Source organism: Cupriavidus basilensis, assembly GCF_000832305.1.
GTDB lineage: Bacteria > Pseudomonadota > Gammaproteobacteria > Burkholderiales > Burkholderiaceae > Cupriavidus > Cupriavidus basilensis_F.
In genome coordinates this window covers 1,464,990-1,484,293 of sequence record NZ_CP010536.1, presented here as the reverse complement: position 1 = coordinate 1,484,293, position 19,304 = coordinate 1,464,990, and the positions used below count along the sequence as shown (strand labels likewise).

General features: G+C 60.7%; 26 protein-coding genes. All 26 read right to left on the bottom strand.

The window, feature by feature from the left end:
• Positions 1-170: 170 nt before the first annotated feature.
• The gene (locus tag RR42_RS39480) at positions 171-731 is read right to left on the bottom strand and encodes a hypothetical protein (RefSeq protein WP_144409755.1); all 561 of its coding nucleotides are present in this window, start codon (positions 729-731) and stop codon (positions 171-173) included.
• On the bottom strand, positions 731-1,210 hold the full coding sequence (locus RR42_RS06870) for a hypothetical protein (protein ID WP_236701989.1): 480 nt from the start codon (positions 1,208-1,210) through the stop codon (positions 731-733). The genes RR42_RS39480 and RR42_RS06870 overlap by 1 nt, the downstream gene beginning before the upstream one ends.
• Positions 1,211-1,214: 4 nt before the next feature.
• On the bottom strand, positions 1,215-1,721 hold the full coding sequence (locus RR42_RS06865) for a DUF1643 domain-containing protein (RefSeq protein ID WP_052494489.1): 507 nt from the start codon (positions 1,719-1,721) through the stop codon (positions 1,215-1,217).
• Positions 1,718-2,617, bottom strand: coding sequence for a helix-turn-helix domain-containing protein (locus RR42_RS37615; protein ID WP_082054986.1), 900 nt, complete (start codon positions 2,615-2,617; stop codon positions 1,718-1,720). The genes RR42_RS06865 and RR42_RS37615 overlap by 4 nt, the downstream gene beginning before the upstream one ends.
• A gap of 217 nt (positions 2,618-2,834) precedes the next feature.
• Entirely contained in the window at positions 2,835-3,092 is a 258-nt protein-coding gene (locus RR42_RS39475) for a hypothetical protein (RefSeq protein ID WP_144409754.1), read from the bottom strand.
• Positions 3,089-4,834 carry a hypothetical protein gene (locus RR42_RS37610; protein WP_052494487.1) on the bottom strand — a complete coding sequence of 582 codons (1,746 nt, stop codon included), beginning with the start codon at positions 4,832-4,834 and terminating at the stop codon, positions 3,089-3,091. The genes RR42_RS39475 and RR42_RS37610 overlap by 4 nt, the downstream gene beginning before the upstream one ends.
• Entirely contained in the window at positions 4,827-5,282 is a 456-nt protein-coding gene (locus RR42_RS06850; RefSeq protein WP_043345087.1) for a hypothetical protein, read from the bottom strand. Before RR42_RS06850 ends, RR42_RS37610 begins: the two co-directional genes overlap by 8 nt.
• Positions 5,275-5,571, bottom strand: coding sequence for a hypothetical protein (locus RR42_RS06845; protein WP_043345086.1), 297 nt, complete (start codon positions 5,569-5,571; stop codon positions 5,275-5,277). Before RR42_RS06845 ends, RR42_RS06850 begins: the two co-directional genes overlap by 8 nt.
• A 17-nt stretch (positions 5,572-5,588) precedes the next feature.
• On the bottom strand, positions 5,589-5,978 hold the full coding sequence (locus RR42_RS06840) for a hypothetical protein (RefSeq protein ID WP_052494486.1): 390 nt from the start codon (positions 5,976-5,978) through the stop codon (positions 5,589-5,591).
• Positions 5,975-6,913 (bottom strand): recombination-associated protein RdgC, encoded by a 939-nt coding sequence (locus tag RR42_RS06835; RefSeq protein ID WP_043345085.1) that lies wholly within the window; start codon positions 6,911-6,913, stop codon positions 5,975-5,977. Before RR42_RS06835 ends, RR42_RS06840 begins: the two co-directional genes overlap by 4 nt.
• A gap of 2 nt (positions 6,914-6,915) precedes the next feature.
• Positions 6,916-7,317, bottom strand: a complete 402-nt coding sequence (locus RR42_RS06830; protein WP_043345083.1) for a hypothetical protein — start codon at positions 7,315-7,317, stop codon at positions 6,916-6,918.
• Between the two features lie 289 nt (positions 7,318-7,606).
• Positions 7,607-8,491 (bottom strand): terminase small subunit, encoded by an 885-nt coding sequence (locus RR42_RS06825; protein ID WP_052494485.1) that lies wholly within the window; start codon positions 8,489-8,491, stop codon positions 7,607-7,609.
• Between the two features lie 128 nt (positions 8,492-8,619).
• Positions 8,620-8,874 carry a hypothetical protein gene (locus tag RR42_RS06820; RefSeq protein ID WP_144409753.1) on the bottom strand — a complete coding sequence of 85 codons (255 nt, stop codon included), beginning with the start codon at positions 8,872-8,874 and terminating at the stop codon, positions 8,620-8,622.
• A complete protein-coding gene (locus tag RR42_RS06815; protein WP_043345080.1) occupies positions 8,871-9,446 on the bottom strand; it encodes a helix-turn-helix domain-containing protein in 576 nt (191 codons plus the stop codon). The genes RR42_RS06820 and RR42_RS06815 overlap by 4 nt, the downstream gene beginning before the upstream one ends.
• A 156-nt stretch (positions 9,447-9,602) precedes the next feature.
• Positions 9,603-9,929, bottom strand: coding sequence for a Ref family recombination enhancement nuclease (locus RR42_RS06810; RefSeq protein ID WP_052494484.1), 327 nt, complete (start codon positions 9,927-9,929; stop codon positions 9,603-9,605).
• Between the two features lie 2 nt (positions 9,930-9,931).
• On the bottom strand, positions 9,932-10,165 hold the full coding sequence (locus RR42_RS06805; RefSeq protein ID WP_043345078.1) for a hypothetical protein: 234 nt from the start codon (positions 10,163-10,165) through the stop codon (positions 9,932-9,934).
• A gap of 121 nt (positions 10,166-10,286) precedes the next feature.
• Positions 10,287-11,327, bottom strand: coding sequence for a serine/threonine protein kinase (locus RR42_RS06800; RefSeq protein ID WP_201777354.1), 1,041 nt, complete (start codon positions 11,325-11,327; stop codon positions 10,287-10,289).
• A 122-nt stretch (positions 11,328-11,449) separates the two neighbouring features.
• A complete protein-coding gene (locus RR42_RS06795; protein ID WP_043345075.1) occupies positions 11,450-11,926 on the bottom strand; it encodes a hypothetical protein in 477 nt (158 codons plus the stop codon).
• Positions 11,927-11,931: 5 nt separating this feature from the next.
• Entirely contained in the window at positions 11,932-13,575 is a 1,644-nt protein-coding gene (locus RR42_RS06790) for a DEAD/DEAH box helicase (protein WP_052494483.1), read from the bottom strand.
• A 56-nt stretch (positions 13,576-13,631) separates the two neighbouring features.
• The gene (locus RR42_RS06785) at positions 13,632-13,997 is read right to left on the bottom strand and encodes a hypothetical protein (protein ID WP_043345071.1); all 366 of its coding nucleotides are present in this window, start codon (positions 13,995-13,997) and stop codon (positions 13,632-13,634) included.
• Positions 13,994-15,310, bottom strand: a complete 1,317-nt coding sequence (locus RR42_RS06780) for a DNA-methyltransferase (protein WP_043345070.1) — start codon at positions 15,308-15,310, stop codon at positions 13,994-13,996. Before RR42_RS06780 ends, RR42_RS06785 begins: the two co-directional genes overlap by 4 nt.
• The gene (locus tag RR42_RS06775; protein ID WP_043345067.1) at positions 15,307-15,852 is read right to left on the bottom strand and encodes an HD domain-containing protein; all 546 of its coding nucleotides are present in this window, start codon (positions 15,850-15,852) and stop codon (positions 15,307-15,309) included. The genes RR42_RS06780 and RR42_RS06775 overlap by 4 nt, the downstream gene beginning before the upstream one ends.
• Positions 15,849-16,115 carry a hypothetical protein gene (locus RR42_RS06770; RefSeq protein ID WP_144409752.1) on the bottom strand — a complete coding sequence of 89 codons (267 nt, stop codon included), beginning with the start codon at positions 16,113-16,115 and terminating at the stop codon, positions 15,849-15,851. Before RR42_RS06770 ends, RR42_RS06775 begins: the two co-directional genes overlap by 4 nt.
• A gap of 134 nt (positions 16,116-16,249) precedes the next feature.
• Entirely contained in the window at positions 16,250-16,642 is a 393-nt protein-coding gene (locus tag RR42_RS06765; protein WP_063778398.1) for a hypothetical protein, read from the bottom strand.
• A 328-nt stretch (positions 16,643-16,970) separates the two neighbouring features.
• Positions 16,971-17,939, bottom strand: coding sequence for a DUF7221 family queuine tRNA-ribosyltransferase-like protein (locus RR42_RS06760; protein ID WP_043345064.1), 969 nt, complete (start codon positions 17,937-17,939; stop codon positions 16,971-16,973).
• Complete coding sequence (locus RR42_RS37605; protein WP_052494481.1) at positions 17,936-19,264, bottom strand: YdaU family protein; 1,329 nt, start codon at positions 19,262-19,264, stop codon at positions 17,936-17,938. The genes RR42_RS06760 and RR42_RS37605 overlap by 4 nt, the downstream gene beginning before the upstream one ends.
• Between the last annotated feature and the right edge of the window lie 40 nt (positions 19,265-19,304).

The following is a 19,304-nucleotide window of genomic DNA, read 5'->3' as shown; positions in this document are numbered from 1 at the left end:
CGTCATGCAGATATATTTTCTAGGTGTTTTCACTTAGCCCCGCACTAGATTGCGCCAACCTTTATTTGTCATCTCCTGATGGCCAAGGGCAGTGCTGCACCGAGTGCTGACCAGTGCATCGTATGCAAACCCGTAGTGGCCTTGCTGCATCCATGGTTTGGACCTCCAGGTCAGTCTTGAAAATGCGGCCTGGGGTAGATGCTCCCCTCTTGGCCAGGCTCATTGCTTCCAGTACATGCACGGTCGTGGTCGGAGGCGCGTGGGCACCGCTTGTTTCCACAGGTCGGGCAGAGAACCATGCGCGTCAATGCGAGTGGTATGCCAGAAGCGTCGTCCTTGTCCCTGATGCACTTGTGGCAGCCGCACGCCCGAGCCTGTGACTGCACGGGAGACGGGGAGTGGGTGGCAAGCAGCGGCATGACGCTCAGATCGATGTACGCGCCATTGCCTAATTGGATGGACCAGGACACGCGCCCGTGCGGTTTCCGCTCTCGCACGTGCAATGGCACGCCGTGGCCATCCTTCAGATCCATGCATGCGTCTGCGTACTTGGCAATTGCCCGCATCAGCTCTTCGGCTGACGAGGCCTCCGCCTTCCAAGGGATCGCTACCAGGTCGAAATCGCTAACAAGGCTGCCGTGCGCGGCCAGGGCATAGCCGTGCTTCTGCGCTACTTCCGCCAGCATGGGGAAATACGACAGGTATGCTGGGGCAAAGGTTGGGCTTTTCATTATTCGATCTCTTGAATTGGTTTCTTCAGCCAATAGCGGCCGCTCTTGTAGATGTCTAGCCCGGAAACGTGCTGCGGCAACGGAGAGTGCTTTGGCTTTGCTGCCTGCTTCGCCCGAATCTGCTCGACCTTGGTCCAGATGCGCGCGAGCTCAGTCTCGCCGGCGGCGTGCATGTCCAGGTCCTGTGCCAGGCACAGCGCTGCCAGCGTCACCATGACTCCGCCGACCTCCTGTACCTTCTCTCCTACCGGCCTGCCGTAGACGTAATCGACCAGCTGGTGGGCCTCGCTTTGCGTCGCGCCGCACGCCTGCACCAGTTCTAGTGCTTCCTCAAGGAACCGATGGTTGCGCTCCTGCGCATCGGCTGAGATCTCCGCGCCGAAGCAAGCCATCATCCACGGCTGCACGCGGGCCTGAAAGTCCTCGGTAGCCACCTTCGCCAGCCGCTCCAGCTCATCAAGATTCAGTTGCTCAGCCATCGCGCTACTCCACCATGGCACCAGCGCCGGCCACCTCAACCAGTTCGCACGAATATGGCAGCATAAGAGGATGCGCAGGCGTGCCGTCATCCAGCAGCCGCAGTGCGTGCGCCTTGGCGCCCATCCCACGGACAATGCCTTGCACCACTACCGGAGCCGCTAGTCCGCGCGCGTTTGCTCCCCAGGCAAGGACGATAGCGCCACCCTCGTCTATCGATTCGCGCACCGCATCGGTGATGGCACGCTGGTTTTCGGGCCCGCTGTCATAGCCGGCCGCCTTCAGGTCGGCGGGGTTGGTCGCGCGGTACCCGAACAGGTTGACCACCTCGACAGCGCCAAACCCTTTCCTCGTGGCAAACCCGATGCATTTTCGGATGGTCGGATCGTCCTGCTCGGCATCTGCCGTTGATGGGTTGAGCATCACGAACAGCATAGCCGGGCCATCGTCCCAGCGCCGGCCGAGCCGGTAGCGGTAAGTGCCGCACTCGGAAACCACAGCGGTTTTCTTCACTCTGCTTCTCCTTTGGCAATTGCGGGGCGCGCCATGATGCCCGCCTCGCTCCACTTCGATTCGGCGTTGGGCTTCACAAACGAGCCGCACCAGCCGTGCGTTTCCCCACAGTCGCAAGGAAAACTCTCACGCGACAGGGATTTGGGGTTGTCTGAGTACCGACCACAGTACGAGCAGCGCGCATAGGCTCCCGCGCCGTGTTGGAGGCCGGCTGGGATCTGCGAGCCGCGCATTGTGGCGCTGGGTTGCGCCTCAGTAGCGCTCGGCCAACCCGCCGCGTGATACAGAGTCACCACGTCCGGCTGCCCGGCGAAGGTCTTTTGCACTTCCTTCCAGCCGCTGCCTTTGGTGCGCAGGAACAGGCCAGCCGCAATATCGCCGCCACGCTCTACCGCGATATGCTGCTCAGCGCGGAGACAACTGCGATGCGTGCCATCCGGGTATGCGCAAGGAATGTCGCCATCATTGCCTCCGCAGGCTGCGCACGCCGGCCGCGAGGCGGGTACCAACCCTTGGGCGAGAAGTGTATTCACGTAGCTTAGAACCGAACATTCGGTAAGAGGCGTATGAGCACCCATGCGCTTCGCCCAGTCTTCGTTGAATTGATATTGGGGCATACGAGTCATCCGGCTCCCTTGAGCCTCCCGGTCGTATGCCCCCGCCATATTCGGGGCGGGTAGACTGACCAAATCGCACAACGGCAGATTGGCCCAGTACATCAACACCGCGAGGCTAGGACCATCAGGCTTCCGTCCGTGAGCTATCCGACTTAACGTCGTCTGGCTTACCCCCGTTTCCTCGGCGACCTGCTTCCACGTCAAATTCCGCGCCACGACCGTAGCTGATAACGATCGCTGGAAACCTTCAAAATCGAAGCGTACGGGCTGTTCCAGCATGCTCTCTATCTCCGATGACCTGGCCTCCGCTGGGGCTCGGCGTGCGGCTTTCCATGCAATCTCCATATGCCACCTTGCGGCAGTGTTCCAATGCGCCGGGCACTCAATGCGAGGATCAGACGGAAGCGGCCGCCAAGTGCTGCGACGCCAACTTTCAAACCAAGCCTCAAAAGCCTCGCGCTCCAGCCGCTCTGCGCTCTCAGTCATGGCGCTCATCTCATTCCCCTCCTGCGGGATAAATCCACTTCGGGTCGGTTGCCCACATCGCGTGCTGGGCATGGCCCTGGCCGGCGTCTATCTTCTGCTTCAGGTTCCGCGCCGCATCGCACAGCCGGTTGTAAGCCTCAACGGAGCCCATCTGTGTTTCCAGGGCTTGAACGGCACTGACAAGCTGCCATTCGCACGGGCGCACGATACGCTTCGGCGCTGGTCGGCTGGTTTCGAGTGGCGCGGGTAGTTGTCGTATGTCGCTCACTTCCCCTCTCCTTTGGAGATTGCGCCGCGGATGCTGACTCGGCGCGCCCTGCTCAGAGCAGACAAAGTTCCTCCGATACCTTCCCGTTCAAAATAATTTGCGGCGTGGCGCGGAAGTTCTTCTGGGATGGGCTTCCTGCCACATTCGTATGCACTAAGTTCGGAGGGCGCGAGTTGCAGGTCTTTCGCCATATCCATGAGCAACGAACCGGAGACGATTCGCAGCGTGCGAACTAGCATGCCGAATGGAGGCATCGGATTGCGAAGGCGTTCAAGCATGTCCTCGCTGCTCTGCTCTGCGGCCAGGATGGGCATCAATGCATCCGTGAACTTGCGCGCGTCGGACTCAATCATGGAGTCATCCCATTCGCCTTCGGACTGCATTCCGATCAGCTCCTTCAGCTTCGAATGCACGGTTTCCGTCAGCGCCTTGGCGCTCGCTTGCGGGGCGGCGTAGAGCGGCGTCAGAGCCAAGTCACTCTTCTCTGCCACGGCTTCGACATTGGTCTTACTTGCCGACCAGATCCTGATGTTCCCCTCGGCGGTGAAGATTGCCCACGCTACCGGCTCGCTGCCACCCTCATTGATGGGAGCAGACGGGGCACGGAGATCAGGAGCCGCCGATATAGCCAACTGCGGGCTGCTATAGCCGCGTGACTCCGAGAACTTGACTGCGACATCCCATAAGGTGTCCTTACGCACCGACTTATGCGCCCGGCTGACAGGTGCCGGGCGAGCGGACTGCGACGCGCACGAACATGTCGTTCCAGTCTGTGTGTCAGGCTGGATACCATCGCCGCACGTCCCACACGCCGAGGGAGCAGAGTTGAGGGCGGCGCGGGCGACTTCGATCCATTTCTGCTTTGTAGTCTGAGACGCTTGCTCCCAGTCGTCGTCGGGAAAGGCCGGCAGCCAGTAGACATGGCGCGCAGCCTTCGCAGCGGCCTCGACATTCGCCTGCCCATCAATGCCAGCAGATGCGGCCTTGGCGCGGAGCCGCTGCTCGGGTCCCGCAATGGCTCGGCGCATAGCGCTGGACCCGGCGTTGTATCCTTCCGCATATGCCGCTGCGGTGGGCTGCGTATGAACCCACCCGGTCAGCCCGATGTTCACCAGGTGCACAGTTGCCTTCGGGCCTACGCCGTTGTCCAGAACGACGCGAGCCCGCTCTCCGGCGAGCAGAGCCTTCGCGACAGTCACGGGTTCCGTGAGGGGCAATGCTTCGAGCGGCACTTCGCCTGGCATGCCCTCGAGGAACTGCAGCGCGATCGGCAGGGCCTCCACGCTAGGACTGACCTCCTTTGCCGTCCATGGGCCTTCTTCCCCGCCGTCGGCAATTTCATCCCATTTAAGCAGGCGCGGCGTTCCGGGATCTTCACTCAAATCGCGCCACCAGAAAGCGCGGATCGACGCCGCCACATCGGGGTTTTGCAGCCCGACAAAGCGCGCCAAGTCCGCGCGCGCAACCAGGAGGCCCGCACGGAAATAGACGCGGTGGACAGCATTCTGCAAGGTGTCTGACATAGGGATGCCAAACCCATCGTGCATGTCCTTCTCAGGAACCGGTCGCTCGGCCTGCTCCGCTCGTGATGAAGCAACAAGTTCAGCGGCGGCATGCCGCGCGTCGCGATGCCCCACGCGATATCCCATCTTGACTGCTGCATCTTCGTACTCGGCGGGAACCGTGCACGACAGGTTCATGACAGCGCCGTGCAACTCACTCGGGATCTCGTGCTCAGCCATGGCTCACCTCCTTGCTAGAATCCACGGCAAGAGCCCATCCGGTCACGTTGGGAAGCCGGGTCCCGGTTGCGCTGCAGATGAACCCATTGGTGACGATCGAGAACCAGGTCTGACGATAGATGGGACCACCGTCGTAGCCTTCATGCCCGGGATCCAGGCGTACCAAAACTGCCTCGACCGCTCCCGTGATGTCTTGGCTGGCAAAGAGCGCGTCCGTGCCGTCCGGGCTAGTCCACTCGATGGCCACTGGCGAGATAGAGCGGGCCGCGATCGTCCGAGGAGCGGCGAGCTTGTCCCGCAGCCAATCTGCGACCGTGGCACCCTGCGGGCAGCCATATTCCTGGCAAACCCCGTGCACGTCATCGAGGGCTTGCTTGACCTCCCGCAGCAGGTGGACGGAGACCATCTCCTCCGGCGATAGCGCGCCAAGCTCTTTGGCTTCATTCATGTCCAGCCCCTTTCGATGTGTAGGACGCGCTGTTGATTGCCCGGCCAGCCAGGCGGAACGCCTTTGCCTCCTTGATCGTGTCTGCGTTTCCGAAATGCTCGGCGTAGGCATCGCGCCCGGCATAGGTTGCTGCCGTATGGCCGTCGGCCCCATTAACCACGACCCGGACGGCAAGCCCGCTGTCGATCAAGTCATCGCGGCCTGACTTACTTGGTACGTCGCCGTCATCTAACGGGCCACGCTCAACGAGAGCGACGAGCGTGTCGATGTGCTTTCCTTGGAGTTCCATCACTGTTGCTCTCCCGTCTAGGCTTCGCCGAAGCCGCCGGCAAGCCCGAGGGCGGCACCGAGGATGGCGCGCTGCGCCTCGCTGACGCTGATCCCAAGGTGGTAGTTATTGGCCAGGAAGGTGGAAAGGTTGGCAAGCGAGTCACCAGCCTTCCACTGAACGGCATAGGCCTCCGCCTCCCACCGGAGCCGCCACCGCTTGGACAGGTAGTAGATCGCCCCCATCAGGAAAAGCGTGCGGTACACCTGGCGGCTGTGCGTGAGCTCATGCTCGAGCAGCGCCGCCCGAGCAGTCGGCCGCAGCAGGATGACGGGGCCAAGGTTGTACCCCTGGAAGCGCGCGGGGATTAGCCGATCAGTGCGGATGACAAGCACCGGCAGCACCCGATAGACAAAGCGCCAACTCATAACAGCGCCTCGCTCGTTGCTTCGGTGGCCTGGCCGGTAGCGGCTTCGACACGCTCGCCACCGAGTGCCCCCACCAGGTCACCCAGCAGCAGCGCCAACTCGCTGGCCATCAGCAGGAAATCGCCGTCAAAAGCGTCGTCAGCGTCGCCGGTCGCATCCTTGGCTTCCTTGAGCACGTCCAGCGGCGCTACACGCTTGATAGTGAGGTCATCCGTGAGGATGAAGGACACGCGGTCGCTCCAGGTCATCGCCAGGCGCGTGCAGCGCTTGCCGGCGGCGATGTGGCGGCTCATATCGTCCGCGTCGACCGGGTGGCGGGCATAGCGAACCGTGGCCTTGCTTTCGCTAGATGATTGCAGTTCGACATCCTGGTCGATGGTGAAGGAATTTGGGACCTCGTCCGTGGCCAGCCAATCCGTCATCGCGGCAACCGGCGAATGGTTGACGTGCAGGTTGACCAGCGGCAGCGGGTCAATGGACTTGAATAACATCCCGCGCACGGCGTCGGCCTTTGCACCAGCCCCAGCATCGATCACTAGCCAGCCGCTCGCTGCATCGATCCAAACCCGGGTGACACTGCGGACGCGGAACGCCTGGGGAAGCAGTTCCTCCGTGACGTATTCCTTCAACTCCCGCATCTGCTTCCGACCAGGCTTGAAGCCTTGTTGGCTTTCGAGCTCCGCTGAACGGGCCTTTACAACCTCCTTGACGACCGAGGCTGGAAGGAGTTTCTTCTCGATGCAGAGCGCAATAAGCATCTGCCCGTTCACGGCATGCACCAGCTCGCCGTTGTCGCGCGGCGAGATCCACCCTTGAGCCTGCATCTCAAGGCCCCCGGCGGTGGCGAATGCATGCTTTGCAAGGGCCTCAGCCAACTGGCTGGGGCCGAAAGCGAACGAGGACAGGCGATGCACTGTCAGGTTGCGAAACCACATGATCAGTCCTTATGGTGATGGGAGACAAGAAGGTGTTGCGGGGCTTCTGGCTCATTCGGTTGCTGTCCATCAGCAACGGCAATGGCGGCCCACAGTTGCCGCAATAGAACGGCCTCGGGGTCGGTCGACGTAGGCAACCAGCCCTGCCGGCGGAGGAGTTCCACTGCTGCGCGAGCTGCAGTCAAAAGCAGCGGAGAAGCGATGATGAGATTTGCGTCCGCCTCGAGTGAGGCATCGTCCCAATCCTCGCGAACGACAAGGGCAATCACTCTGCCCTGACGATGCACCGCCACGGATTGGGTCAGGCCGACTGTGTGGTGTGTGGCTTCCCACATGTGGTCGCCAAACCAAGCACCGTCGGCGGTTTTTCCCTCCCAAGGGCCGGGCGTGTGCTGCGCACTCATGCCACCCTCCACGAGGATTTCTCGGGTTGGGCGGTCGGGCGGCACTCGAATGCACCGTGCTTGTCGCTACGATGCCAGCCAAGCTGCTGGCAGTCCTTCCGCCATGCCGACTCATAGAGCGATCCCCCTACGAGGCCGCCGACAACCAACCCAACCACCAGCGCAATGAAAGCCTTTCCCACATGCGTCTCCAGTTAGTACTCACCGAAGCAGTGTACTAAAAATAGGCGTATGTGGCTAGGAATATGCGTATGGAAATACAGGGCCAGCGAGTACCGATCACTGGCGGTCAGTCTTCAGTCTTCGGGCGGGTGGACCGGTGCGCAACTGAGGCAGCCTGCTTGGCAGTCTCCTCCATGCGCTTCTTGTAGATGGCGTCCAGTTCCTGCGGCGTGGCGGTGGTCACGTTGACCTGCACCTTCTCTTCGTAGAAGTTCACGTGCTTGGCCAACATCTCGATGGCCTTGTCGGAAGACTTGGTCTTGACCTCGATACCTTCCTTCCCTTCCTTCACGCCGGCATACAGCGCCAGGGCTTCGGGCGGGAGGTTGCCGGTGTCATGCACAAAGACGTAGCCCCGGCCTTCACCGAAGCATTCCGGGCAGTCGGGATTGGGAGCCTTCCGTCCGTCGAAGTTCACGCCGCCACGCTCATCAGGCTCTGGAGGCAGTGGCTTGTCTTCCTTCTCAGCCTCGCGACAGGCACGCTGATGTGCCACAAGCACGCTCTCGAACTCCGCAGGGGTGTACTGGTATCGGTAGCCCATCCCCCAGCAGTATCGACAGCAGCGACGGCGGAACTCCACCAATTCGTTGGCATCCCCGAAGGCGACGCCCATCAGGTGCTTGAGGACAACGTCCTGGCTGATCTCAGTACGCTCTTGGCGTGCCTTCTTTCGGATATCGATGGCGCGAGCGATCCTAGGGTCTGCTAGTAATTTGCAGGCATTGACCCCAGCGACCTTGTCAGACTTGACGGAGAAACCGGCCTTCTTATAGGCATCGGTGCCGTTGAGCGAGATGAGGTACTCGTCAACGAAGCGGCGCTGCCGTTCAGGCAGGCCTTGGTATGGGTCAATACTCTCATCCGCCGCGATAGCAACTGCGAGGGATTTTCTCTTTTCGGTCCTCGCCTCCCGGGCGTGTTGAGCGGCGGCCTGGCGGACGCGCTTCACGTCCTCAGGGGACTTTGCTTTTGCCGGAGGCACCTTCCTCGGTACGCTAGCCTTCGAGACAGCGCTCTTCCCTTCCACGGGTTTCCGGGAAGTCGCGGACCTCTTCGGGGTCTTCTTAGCGGGAGCGGTCAATCAACCACCTTCTGTTCGGTTCCCTGAGTGGCGGCTAATTGCGTTTTCACTCGCGTCGCCTTCTTCAAGCCTCTGGGCTTCCCTTCCCCCTGCTCTCGGACTACCAAGATGACCTGGCGGGGAGAGGCAGCCCGGATCGATATGGACAAGACCAGGAGCATGACCACCACGAAGGCGATCATGAACCCAAAGACGCTGCCAACTACTATCCCGTACCACTTGAGTGCGTTCAGCAGGAAATCCAGCATCATCCCTCCTCTGTCTCACTGTCAGCGAACAGGGGCATGCTCATCCCGTCGACGGCCAGATCAAGCTTGACCTCGGTGAGCCTGGACCGACGCTCCATGTACTGGTTGGACTTGCCGATCGCATCTACCAAGGAATCCATGGCAGCCTGCAGCCGGGAGCCGGCCACAACGTCATCCTGGAACTCAGGGTTCTTGCGACAGACGGTATCGAAAGCCTCGGCCGCACGGTGCGCTGTCTCGATGATCTGCTTGAGATGCAACTCCAGCGGGACAGACTCGGCGGCATTCCGCAACAGGGCAGTCGCCATGTGATGGGTATGCTGGCGGACAGACTCCTCCACGGAACGGATCACGGCCATATGCTCGGCGGTGCGCGGGTCGCGCTCGGGCTCGTCGGACAAGCCGAGCAGGAAATCGGCTGACACCCCATATGCGATCGATGCCTTGACCAGCAAGCCCTTCGGCATCTTCGCCTGGCCACCCTCGATCTTCGAGAGCGGCGCGCTGTTCTTGTACCCCAGCAGCTTGGCTGCATCCTTCTGGTCAAGCCGGTTCAAGTTGCGGGCGGCCACCATCCGTTTCCGGACAATCTCATCCGTGGATTCTGTCGCCGGCCGAGTCCTGCGGGGGCGCTCCGGCGTCCGGGCAAACCAGGTGAGGTTCGCCAGGTCAGGCCGCTTTGTGCGACTACTCCGCCCTACCGTTTCACTCTGCATCAATGTTCCCCCGGGTCAGGCTGCCGCCAACTCTTCGGCCGGCAAATACCGGGCGAGGATAAAGCGCGTTTCTTCGACTAGATCGACCTCACTGAAGCCGTACATGCGCTCGAACTGGGGCCGGCCCATGTCATGGACACCGAATCCACTGAACTGATGGTGAGGAGGACACAACGGACAGGTTCTGTAATGGCTTGCACGCATCTTGCCCTGGCCTGTGCGTTGGTGGTGCACCAGGGCAGCGGTTGGCCCCAAGCCAAGCCGCCGGCAGACAGCGCAGCCGAGGGCAGCGACCCGCCCCATGTAGGCGCACTCGTCCGCCGTGGCTTCCTTCTTCGCCATCCCTAATGAAGCCTCTGTTGTGCAACCAGGCAGCGCGCGAGCTCGGCCTGGGCCGTATCCATCTGCCGGTGGCCGCCGTCGACAGCGCCATTTCGCCAGCCATGCCAGAATGCGCGGGACTTGTCGCTACCAGGCTCGGCATCACCGCAATAGCCAGAGCAGTACCCGCTCACCATCTCGTTGTCGTCCAGACCAGAGAGGTCTTCTGGCTTTGTAATCGGCTGGAATTCGCTCATATGGACTAGGATCGAAGATGTTTTCTAACCAATCCATTATAGGCTATGTTTAGTCCTTTGTGGCTATTTAGGATCAAAAAAATGCCCCGGGGAGGGGCTATTACTTCCGGCAACGCCGCGCTCAAATCGCAGCGCGGATCTCTCGCCAAAATTCCATTGCGGACCCTGTGCGATCCGCAACATGACGGCGCAGCGCCTTAGCAATCACCCGGCCGAACCTCGATGGGTGGTTCTCTGCCATCTGACGCGGCACACCCGCAAGAATATCTTGATGCGAGAAAGTTGGCATCCTGTTAAACAGTAGCGCCAGCAGCAGCAAGCCGACATGGTAGATGTCCGTTCGCTTCCCTACGATTCCGAACTGCATCGGATCCAGGGCCTCTGGTGGCATCATCCATTCCGCGAGCACCGTGTTGAAAACGTTGATCTCGTGTTCGAGACGGGATATCCCCAGATCACCTATCTTGTATGACCAAACCGGCTCCTTGCCCGGGACCATCCTATCAAACGTCTGCGCTACGAAAACGTTGCCTGGATGAATATCTTTGTGGACATAATCTTGATCGTGAATATAGTCAAGCCCCTGCAAGATATCCCTCCCAACGTGGGGAATCCATGCATCCGGCTGAAGGCCTTGATAGCTGATCAGTTGGTCAAGCGTGCACGTGCAGCGTTCGATAATCAGGTAAAAAGTATCTTCCCATTCGAACGCAGCATGCACGTAGGTAATATTTGGGTGCCGGAGATGCAGCAGGTTCTTTAGCTCTCGCATCCAGTTCTCACGTACCTGCTCGTACGTTTGATCCTTAGGCACCAAAACCTTGGCCACCAGAGCGTTGTTCCATTCATCCGAACACGTATAGACACTACCGAACCAACCGCCGCCAACCTGCGCCCCAATCGTAAAGATCTTCCCATCCACAGTGATCGTTTGCCCAATCACAGGTGGCTTGAATACCTTGGTTGGCAGGGACGGGCTTTGGAATGCCTGCTCCAGCGAGAATGTGCTTCCTGGTACCGGATGCTGGAACAGCGACTGCTCAAGCATAAACGCCTGGCTAAACGGCGCAGGCTGCGGCAAGAAGGGGCTGACGATGTTCGCCGGCGGCGATCCATCCCAATCGGGCGGCAGGATCGGAAAAACTGGCTCGTTGTTGGTCATCTGAGTATCCTCCCAGTGTTAGGACCCGGTATCGCTGTTGGACCAGAAACCCAAGTGCAATTATGCCCGGCCTGCTTCAACTTCGCCAATCTGATCTAGTCGCCGTAGACTATTTCCATGCTCTAGAAGAACGACATCAAGCCATCCATGAAAGCCTGCTGATTTACTGATGCTTTCAGCCAATCTATGCCCTCATGCGGGAAGAATTCCTTCAGGATCACGGGCAGCAACTCTTCCTTCAGTTGCTTGAACTCAGTCTCATCCATCTCCCTGTATGACCAGGAGCGAGGAAAACGCAGTACCTGCCCAGTGGCCTGATCCACGCACTCGATGCAGAAGGACGTATTGAGCGTCAGGAAGCATCGCAGCGCCTCAGGGGTGTCAAACCGCTCTTGTGCCTCGAAGACGAAGCGGAGCAAACCCCCGAACACCTGCCGGTGGTGCGGCCCACTCCTGGGTTTCCTGAACTCCGAGGTGATGACATCGCCGTGCTTCCACCGCAGGCGCTCCACGCTCTTGATGTCGAACGCGGAGGACGGCACCAGGTATGGCTGGCCATGGCCCGGCGGGTTGAAAACGACAAAAGAGAGGTCTGGCATCTGTCTCAGGTAAGGACAAACTCGGGTTCCGTGACCGGCGTGGGCTGAGCTCGCTTCTTGCCCAGGAACTGCTGCGCCAGCAGCTTGATGCGGGACGCATCGCTATGGACAGCCTCGAACAGCCTGCCTGGATCCACGATCGCGGTGGATTGCGAGGCCTTCAGGCCAAGGAGATCCACCATCGGCGGATCGGAGCCATCCTCGCTGTTCAGGTAGATGGCGGTTACCTGCTCCTCCTGACCCTCCCTGTCCAGCCGACCGATGATTTGCTCGTGGACCTTGGGCGACCAATCCAGCTCACCGAAGACTACGGTGGAGCAGCGATGCTGCAGCCCATCCAGACCAGCACCAGACCGGAGCGACATGATGAACAGATTCGTCTCGCCGGCCAGGAAGGCCCGTTTAGCCTCTTCCTTTTGCGTGGGCGACTCGCTGCCGGTGTACATCACCGGCTTGAACTCAGCCAGGTCCTTGAGCCAGGTGTCGTAGACGTCCCGGTGCCATCCCATGAGCAACACTGGGACATCCGCATCGAGGAGGATTCGGACGTAGGCGGCAACCGATCGCGCCTTGGCCACCCCTGTTGTGTGCCGAGCCAGCAAATCGAGTTCCCGGGCAGCCTGCCCACGCTCCGTGAATGAGCCGGTGGTGACCTTCAGCGCAAGCGCCTGGGCGAGTTTCGCCATGTCCTGCATGGCCTTCTCGTCCGTGTCCACAATTTCCACAATTCGGTTAATCGGCGGCACCTGTTGTCCCACGTCCCGCTTGGTCCGGCGGATGAACACGTGCTGCTCGCGGAGATAGGTGCCAAGCGCTTCCGGATCCTTCATGGCACCGGTGCCGTCGGTCCACTCCCTGGTGAAGTCCCCCGTCGGTCCCAAGACCGCACTGTCGATAGCGCGCATGATGTTCCAGATCTCGGTGCCGTAGTTGTAGATCGGCGTGGCGCTAAGGCCAATCCGGAACTCCGCGTTGTCAGAAAGCACGTGGGCGGCGCTACCCTTCCCGCTCGCGCTACCGGTGCGCAGTTCCTGAACCTCGTCATAAATCACCGTCTTGAAGTAGCCAGTCCTCAGGAAGTCGACCCAGCCCAATAGCTGGCTGTACTTGAAAATGTAGACATCCGCCGGCGGGAGATCATATGGCTTGGTGCCCTTGATCTTGTGGACCCGCAAGGTCGTGAAGGCAGTCAGCTTCTCTGTCCACTGCACCTGCAGGTGGGTCTGCACCACCACAGCAGCCGGCAGCGTGCCGGGCTTGAGCATGAATGCGCCAGCGGTGTAAGTCTTCCCGAGGCCCAGATCATCCCCGAGCAGCAGGCCCTTCCGGCGCAGCGCCACCTCGACAGCCTGCCCCTGATAGGGACGCACCACCTGCCCTGGCCTCAAACCCAGATAGGCCGGAGGCACATAGTCAGGAGTGAGGATCCGCTCCAGCTCGGCCTGCGTCGCCTCAAACTCCAGCCGGCCACCTCGCAAACTCACGACATCGCCATCGGACATTGCCAGCGGATACCGGGAGCAAAACCAGTCCAGGTCCGCACAGTGGGCCTGATCATTCGGGAAGACGAAGTCGTCCGTCTGAGCCTTGGGGATGCGCGGGAAGATGTGCTTCAGGCGGATGGCGACGTGCGGCTCAAGGCCGGTCATGACCCATTGCGACCGATCGCTTACTAGGCGGAGGTTACCGTAGCTACGGAAAGGCATTAGAGCCACCCCCTGCTCAGGGAAGCCACGTGCGCCGGCTTCCCGCCGATCTCCCCAGGCAACATCATGGCCACGGAGGTGAACAGGAGAATGTGCGTCACGCGGTCGTGGCCGGCATACCGCTCGAGTTGGCGGAAGATGGCTTTGCGCTGCCCCTTGATCTTCACTTCAATGGCGATGGTGTCAGCCACCATGAAATCAACGATATCGGCCTCGCACAGGCGCACTTCCCGCTCGAAAGGGATGCCCGCTACCGTAAATACGTCCGCGATATCGGACTGGGTCTGCTTCTCATTGGTCAGGGAGAGCCGGCGTGTTTGCACCAGCTGCACGACCTGGTGGACCGTTTCCGCGAGCTTCTTCATGCTGCGGCACCGAACAGGTCTGGCTGCACGGATACCTCCACTGACTCCACCCGCCTGATGGTTAGCTCGTGCTCAATTCGCGCGCGGGCGATGCCCAGGTATTCAGCCGTCATATCGATGCCGATGAAGCGGAAGCCCTCGCGCATCGCGGCTTTACCAGTGGATCCAGACCCCATGAACGGATCGAGCACTACGCCGCCAGGAGGCGTCACCAGCCGGCAAAGGTAGCCCATCAATTCCGTAGGCTTCACAGTCGGGTGATTGTTCTGACTCGTCTTGTCCGTACCTTCTGACTGGAAGGACCCCGGGTTCTGTACCCCATTCGACCAGTGCAGCGGCTGACGCTCGAGGTGCTCGCAGCCCTCATTGCGATCCGTGCGGCTCGCTTTAGCGCAGTAGAAGAAACGGGCGGCAGAACCCAGCGAATCGTGGGGCTGGAACTCGGCATCGGTCTGACCGGCAAAAGTACCGAATGTGTTCCGGGTCTTGTCGCTGTTCCGGGTCGCGAGAGCGGCGGTCTGCCCCTTGTTCTCGCCAAACTGAGCAAAGGCCGCCAGCACCTCCGGCGAGCCATCGTGGATGACATTAGCGGGCCAGCGGCCGGCGGCGTCCCCGCCGCGAGGGCCGGGCTTCATTGCGAAGTCAGTGCCGCCCTGGCTGGTGTAGCGGCGCTCAGCGCTGGCCTCACCGGCGCGGCCACGACCCTCATGCTTGTGCATGGCATCCCACGTCCCTCCGGCTCCGGCACGGAGCGCATCGTCGGTACCCACGCGGCACGCGTCGATATTGAGCGCGCCGGTGCCGTGGGCCTGCACGTTCGCGGCAACAGTTCCGGCCAGCGGCTTCCGCGCCATGCAAATTGGCTCCCAAGCCGGCTTCAGTGCCGTGCCCCAGCCCTGCCATTGACCATCCAGGTTGCGGGACTTGGGGAAGCCAGATCCATACAGCCAGCCCAACTGGTCGCGCAGATCAAAGCCTGCATCCTCGATAGCGCAGGCCATCCGGTGATAGGTCCGCGTGCCGGCGAAGGCCAGAAGGTGGCCGCCAGGCTTGAGCACCCGCAGGCATTCCAACCAGAGCTCGACGCGGTGTGCGATATCGCCGCCATCCCATACCTTGCCCATGAACCCTTTGTCACCGATGCGGTGGCGGCCATGGGGCATGGCGGGATTGCTTGATCGCGCGTGGCTTCCGCGCGAGCTGTCCGTGAGGTGGTATGGCGGGTCAGTAACGATTGCATCGACTGAGGCCTCCGCCAACGTCCGCAGGACGTCCAAGCAATCGCCCAAATGAAGGGAGAACGGAACGATCATGCCTGCTCGGCCTCGCCAAAACGCTCAAGAGCGTCGGCGACGATTCGCGCCGCCACGGCATGAAGCGATGGATTGCCGTCCCTCAGTACGTCCAGCAACGCTGCCTTCTCCTGGATGTAGACCATCGCGAACGCGCGGTCACGCGCTAGGATGCTCCGGGAATTGCTGATCAGATCTGCAAGTTTGATCGTCTTCGCCTGTGCAGGCGCACAGGCGAGGTGATCCCGGTCAATTGTCTTGCGCACAGCCCGGTTACCGTCCTCCGGCAGCGAAATATCGGTCACAGCTGAGACAAGACGTGCGACAGTCTCGCCAAACTCCGCCCGAATCTGAGCGATCTCGACCTTGGTGTCTTCAACGACATCATGCAGCCAGGCGGCGGCGAGCATCTCGTCGGTGTGTTGCACCGACCGGACCAGCCCAACTACCTCTGCCGGATGCACGATATAGGACTCAAGGGTGTACTTGCGGCGCTGACCGACCGCTGCGTGGGCAGCGGAGGCGAAGAGGCGCGCGCGCTCAACAACGTAGGTCGGAGTCATACTTCCCCCGTCTCAGCAGTCAGGAACTGGTAGCGGATACCCTCCGCATCGGGCGGCAGGTCGACAATGCGTTGCGCGAAGTAGCGGCTGCGCTGCCCACATTGGCCAGCGATCAGATCCAAGAGGAACGGCAGATCACGCTGAAACTCGGCATACTCCGAGCCTTTGCGACCCGGCCGGTCACAGAGCGCGTATAGGTGCGCCGCCTCGCCCCCCAAGTGAGGATCGGGACGGTAGTGGCGGCATTCAAGGCATTGCTTCAATTGCGTCTCCCGCTATCACAGGATGTAGATATCGATCGGACCGAACTCAAAGACATGCCGGCCGCGTGGCGCACGCCAGAGCCCAAACCCCCAACGGCCGATGCCGCACCAAACCACACGAATGCTCGGCACCTTCAGAACTCCTCAATCGCCCAGCCGCCGCCCTGCTTCTCCGGCAACCTGGTGATCTTCTTGAACACGAACCACGGAAGCGCCTCGGCGCAGAGCTTGATTTTCATCTGGCCTTTCTCGGTCACGAACGTGCCCTTGGTCTCATGAATCTCAACCACAAGGCTCGACGTGAGGACGAGAAAATCCACCTCGTAAAAGGTGTTCTTGGCCAAGCGAACGTTCATCGGGTGGAACTTCCAATCGATGATCAAGCCCTGATGCTTCTGCAGATCAAGCAAATCTGCGTAGGCTTGCTCGGTCTTGTTCTTCTGATCCTTGGGCAGACGGCCCAGCGCCTGGAAGCGCTTTACCGCATCAATCACCTTCTTGTCCCTCGCGCGCTGCTGGTGCGCCATATACTCTGCGTGGGACATTCGCGGCGATCTGCTCATGAATGCATTATAGGCTATTGATAGTCCTATGTGGCTATTCTTGGTCGGATTTTTTTCCTTGCTTTTGAATCCACTCCCGGCGCTCAGCAACCTTTTCCTCAACTATCGGGATATGCCTATCGCAGTAGCGCTCGCTCTCGCCGGGGTGCCAACGTCGGCTTAACTCATCTCGTAAGCACCGTCCCCAGCCAATTCTCGCGTGCGCAAGATCCTCCTCAGCCAGCCGGGGATCGGCCGCATCCTTGCGAGGCTTCAGGGTCCAGTTTTCGCATGCAACGCACCTGCTCATACTTCACCCAAAGAGGTTCAGACGGAACTGATCGCCGGCGGCCGGCCTCACGAGGTCCGAGGCTGTCGACATCCATCGACTCATCTCCGTAGACCGGTGCGCGATCGAGTTCGAGATCCCAGTCTGGTGCGCCTTCACTCTCGCCCCATAGTCGTAGGCCATCGAGTCGGCGGACGCGACCCAGTCGAGCATTTTGAGTTCTGCCAGGCAAGCCCCCTTCACGCCGAAGAGGTGAAGCCGCGACCCGGTAGGCAAATTACCCTCCAGCGCTGACAGAACTGAGAAGAGTCCGTGGGTTGGGTGCTTCAGGGTCCGCCGGCACACCGAGCCAACGCCGATGAGCGCCGGCGTGGCCAGCCATGGCTGCCATCTTTCCCAAACGGCGTTGAGCAACTCCAGGCTGCGCCTGTAGTCGCCTGCTGACCACCCCTGGAGAACTGGAACAGGCGGCTTCAGCATATGAGCGACGACAGCGGAGGAGCAGGTCCTCGCGAGCTCGTTCTGCCACTCATAGAGAATGCGCAGCACCCCCTCCAGCAGGGTAGCCGTGGCATTTATCCGGAAGTCGATTTCCTCCTGGTTGTGGGCAATTTCGGGCTCGCAGCACAGATCGGGCTGCGACCACCAGGATGCTCCGGACTGCGTCGCGAACTCGATGTATTGCGAGTACGTCCAGGGGAAGATACCCGCCATGCCCCGCTGTTGCCCCTTCGACTGCCACATCTTCATCGCGGTATAGCCAGCGCTATCCATCGCGAAGTCCAGTTCCGAGACGTCCGTCGCCCGAGGGAACTGGAAGCCCCCAGCCGCTGGATTCCAGAAGGCATTTGCGCTGACCATGGCCGGGAACCCTTCGTTGAAGGCGTGGAATGCCAGCTTTCCGCCCTTGTGCGGGATTCCGACCCGCATGACGAGCTCGCCTCCCACCTCCGCGTTACGCTGGCCGGCCGGAATGCCCATGTGCGCCTTCATGCCGCCTCTTGCGCCCGTTGCGCGAGTTGACCGATCTGAGCCGGTGGCTGGTCGTAGAAATACCCAAAGACGCGAGCGTGCTCCTCGGAGTTATCGCGTGCCGCTTCGCTGAGTGCCGCCTCTCGCCAGGGGCCCTCACCTGCGGCTTTGAAAACCCGAATGCGAAAGGACCGGTAGTGCTCGTTCTTGTCGACGCGTTGCACAACGTTGAACTCGACTGCCTTGGTCCGAACGCCCTCCTCCAAATGCCACCAGTCCGTGCTTGCCGGCGCGGGCGCACCGCCGCTCGATGCAGTGCCGTTGGCCGCCGCCGCAGCCTTTGCAGCCTTCTCCCGGACGCTCTTGATCATCTTCAGGATGTAGCTGGCATTGGGCGTATCGCCAGGCTTCTTGATCCGGAAATTCTCGACTGCATCCAGGATCTCGCGATCGGAAACTGCGAGCTGAACCATCTCGATCACCTCAACCGAGCCGCTGCTGGCGTCCATCCCATACCCCTTCCGCAGCAGGATCGCCAGTTGGACGTCCCTCGGGTTGGCTTCACCTGTTGTCGCATTCAGCAAGTGTGATGTGAAGTCGCATGTCGCATCGCTCTTGCTACTGCCTTCCATATCACCACTATCTTCTCTACTAGTAGTAATGGTGTATGGCGTGTGGTGGGCCGTGCGACTGGCAATGCGACTCGCATTGCCAGTCGCATAGGATTGGGTATGCGACAAATAGAGATCCATGAAGGATTTAAGGGTGGACTCGTGCGCTACCTCTAGCGCGAAGGTGTCCGCATCATCCTGAATACCAAGGGATTTCTTCAGGCCGGCAAAGGCCTCGCCCATGTTATCCACAGCGACAACGTGGACCATGGTCACATGGTGACCAATCTTCTTTCGATGCTGATGCAACCTGCTTCGGAAATTGGTGCTGACGCCCACCTTGACCGTCGCATGCGACAGTCGTATCGCATATAGCGACCCAGGCGATGCGACGCTCTGATGCTTCTTCGCTGTCGCCTTGCCGCCCTGCTTCCCATTCTCCTGGGCCGCCTCAATGCGGGACTGCGCCTTGGTAATTTCAGCGTCGGTACGGTGCTGGTGATAGAGGCTATCGCCCTCGAGCTGGAAGAACTCGCGCACTACATCCTCTACAGCCTTGCGCTCTGTCGCATCCATCGCACGTGCGATGCGACAGAGCGCATCGATGTCGGCAGGCAGGGCCCGCTCCGTCGCATAGTAGTGGTCCAGCAGGCGGTCATACACGCCCATGGCTGCGCAGGAGAGGTGCCCGGTGTCCCGTTGGATGTCACCCACGTAGCGCTCGTAGTAATTCATGCCGCACCGTGAGCAAGTGGGAACGCCATAGACACGGCTA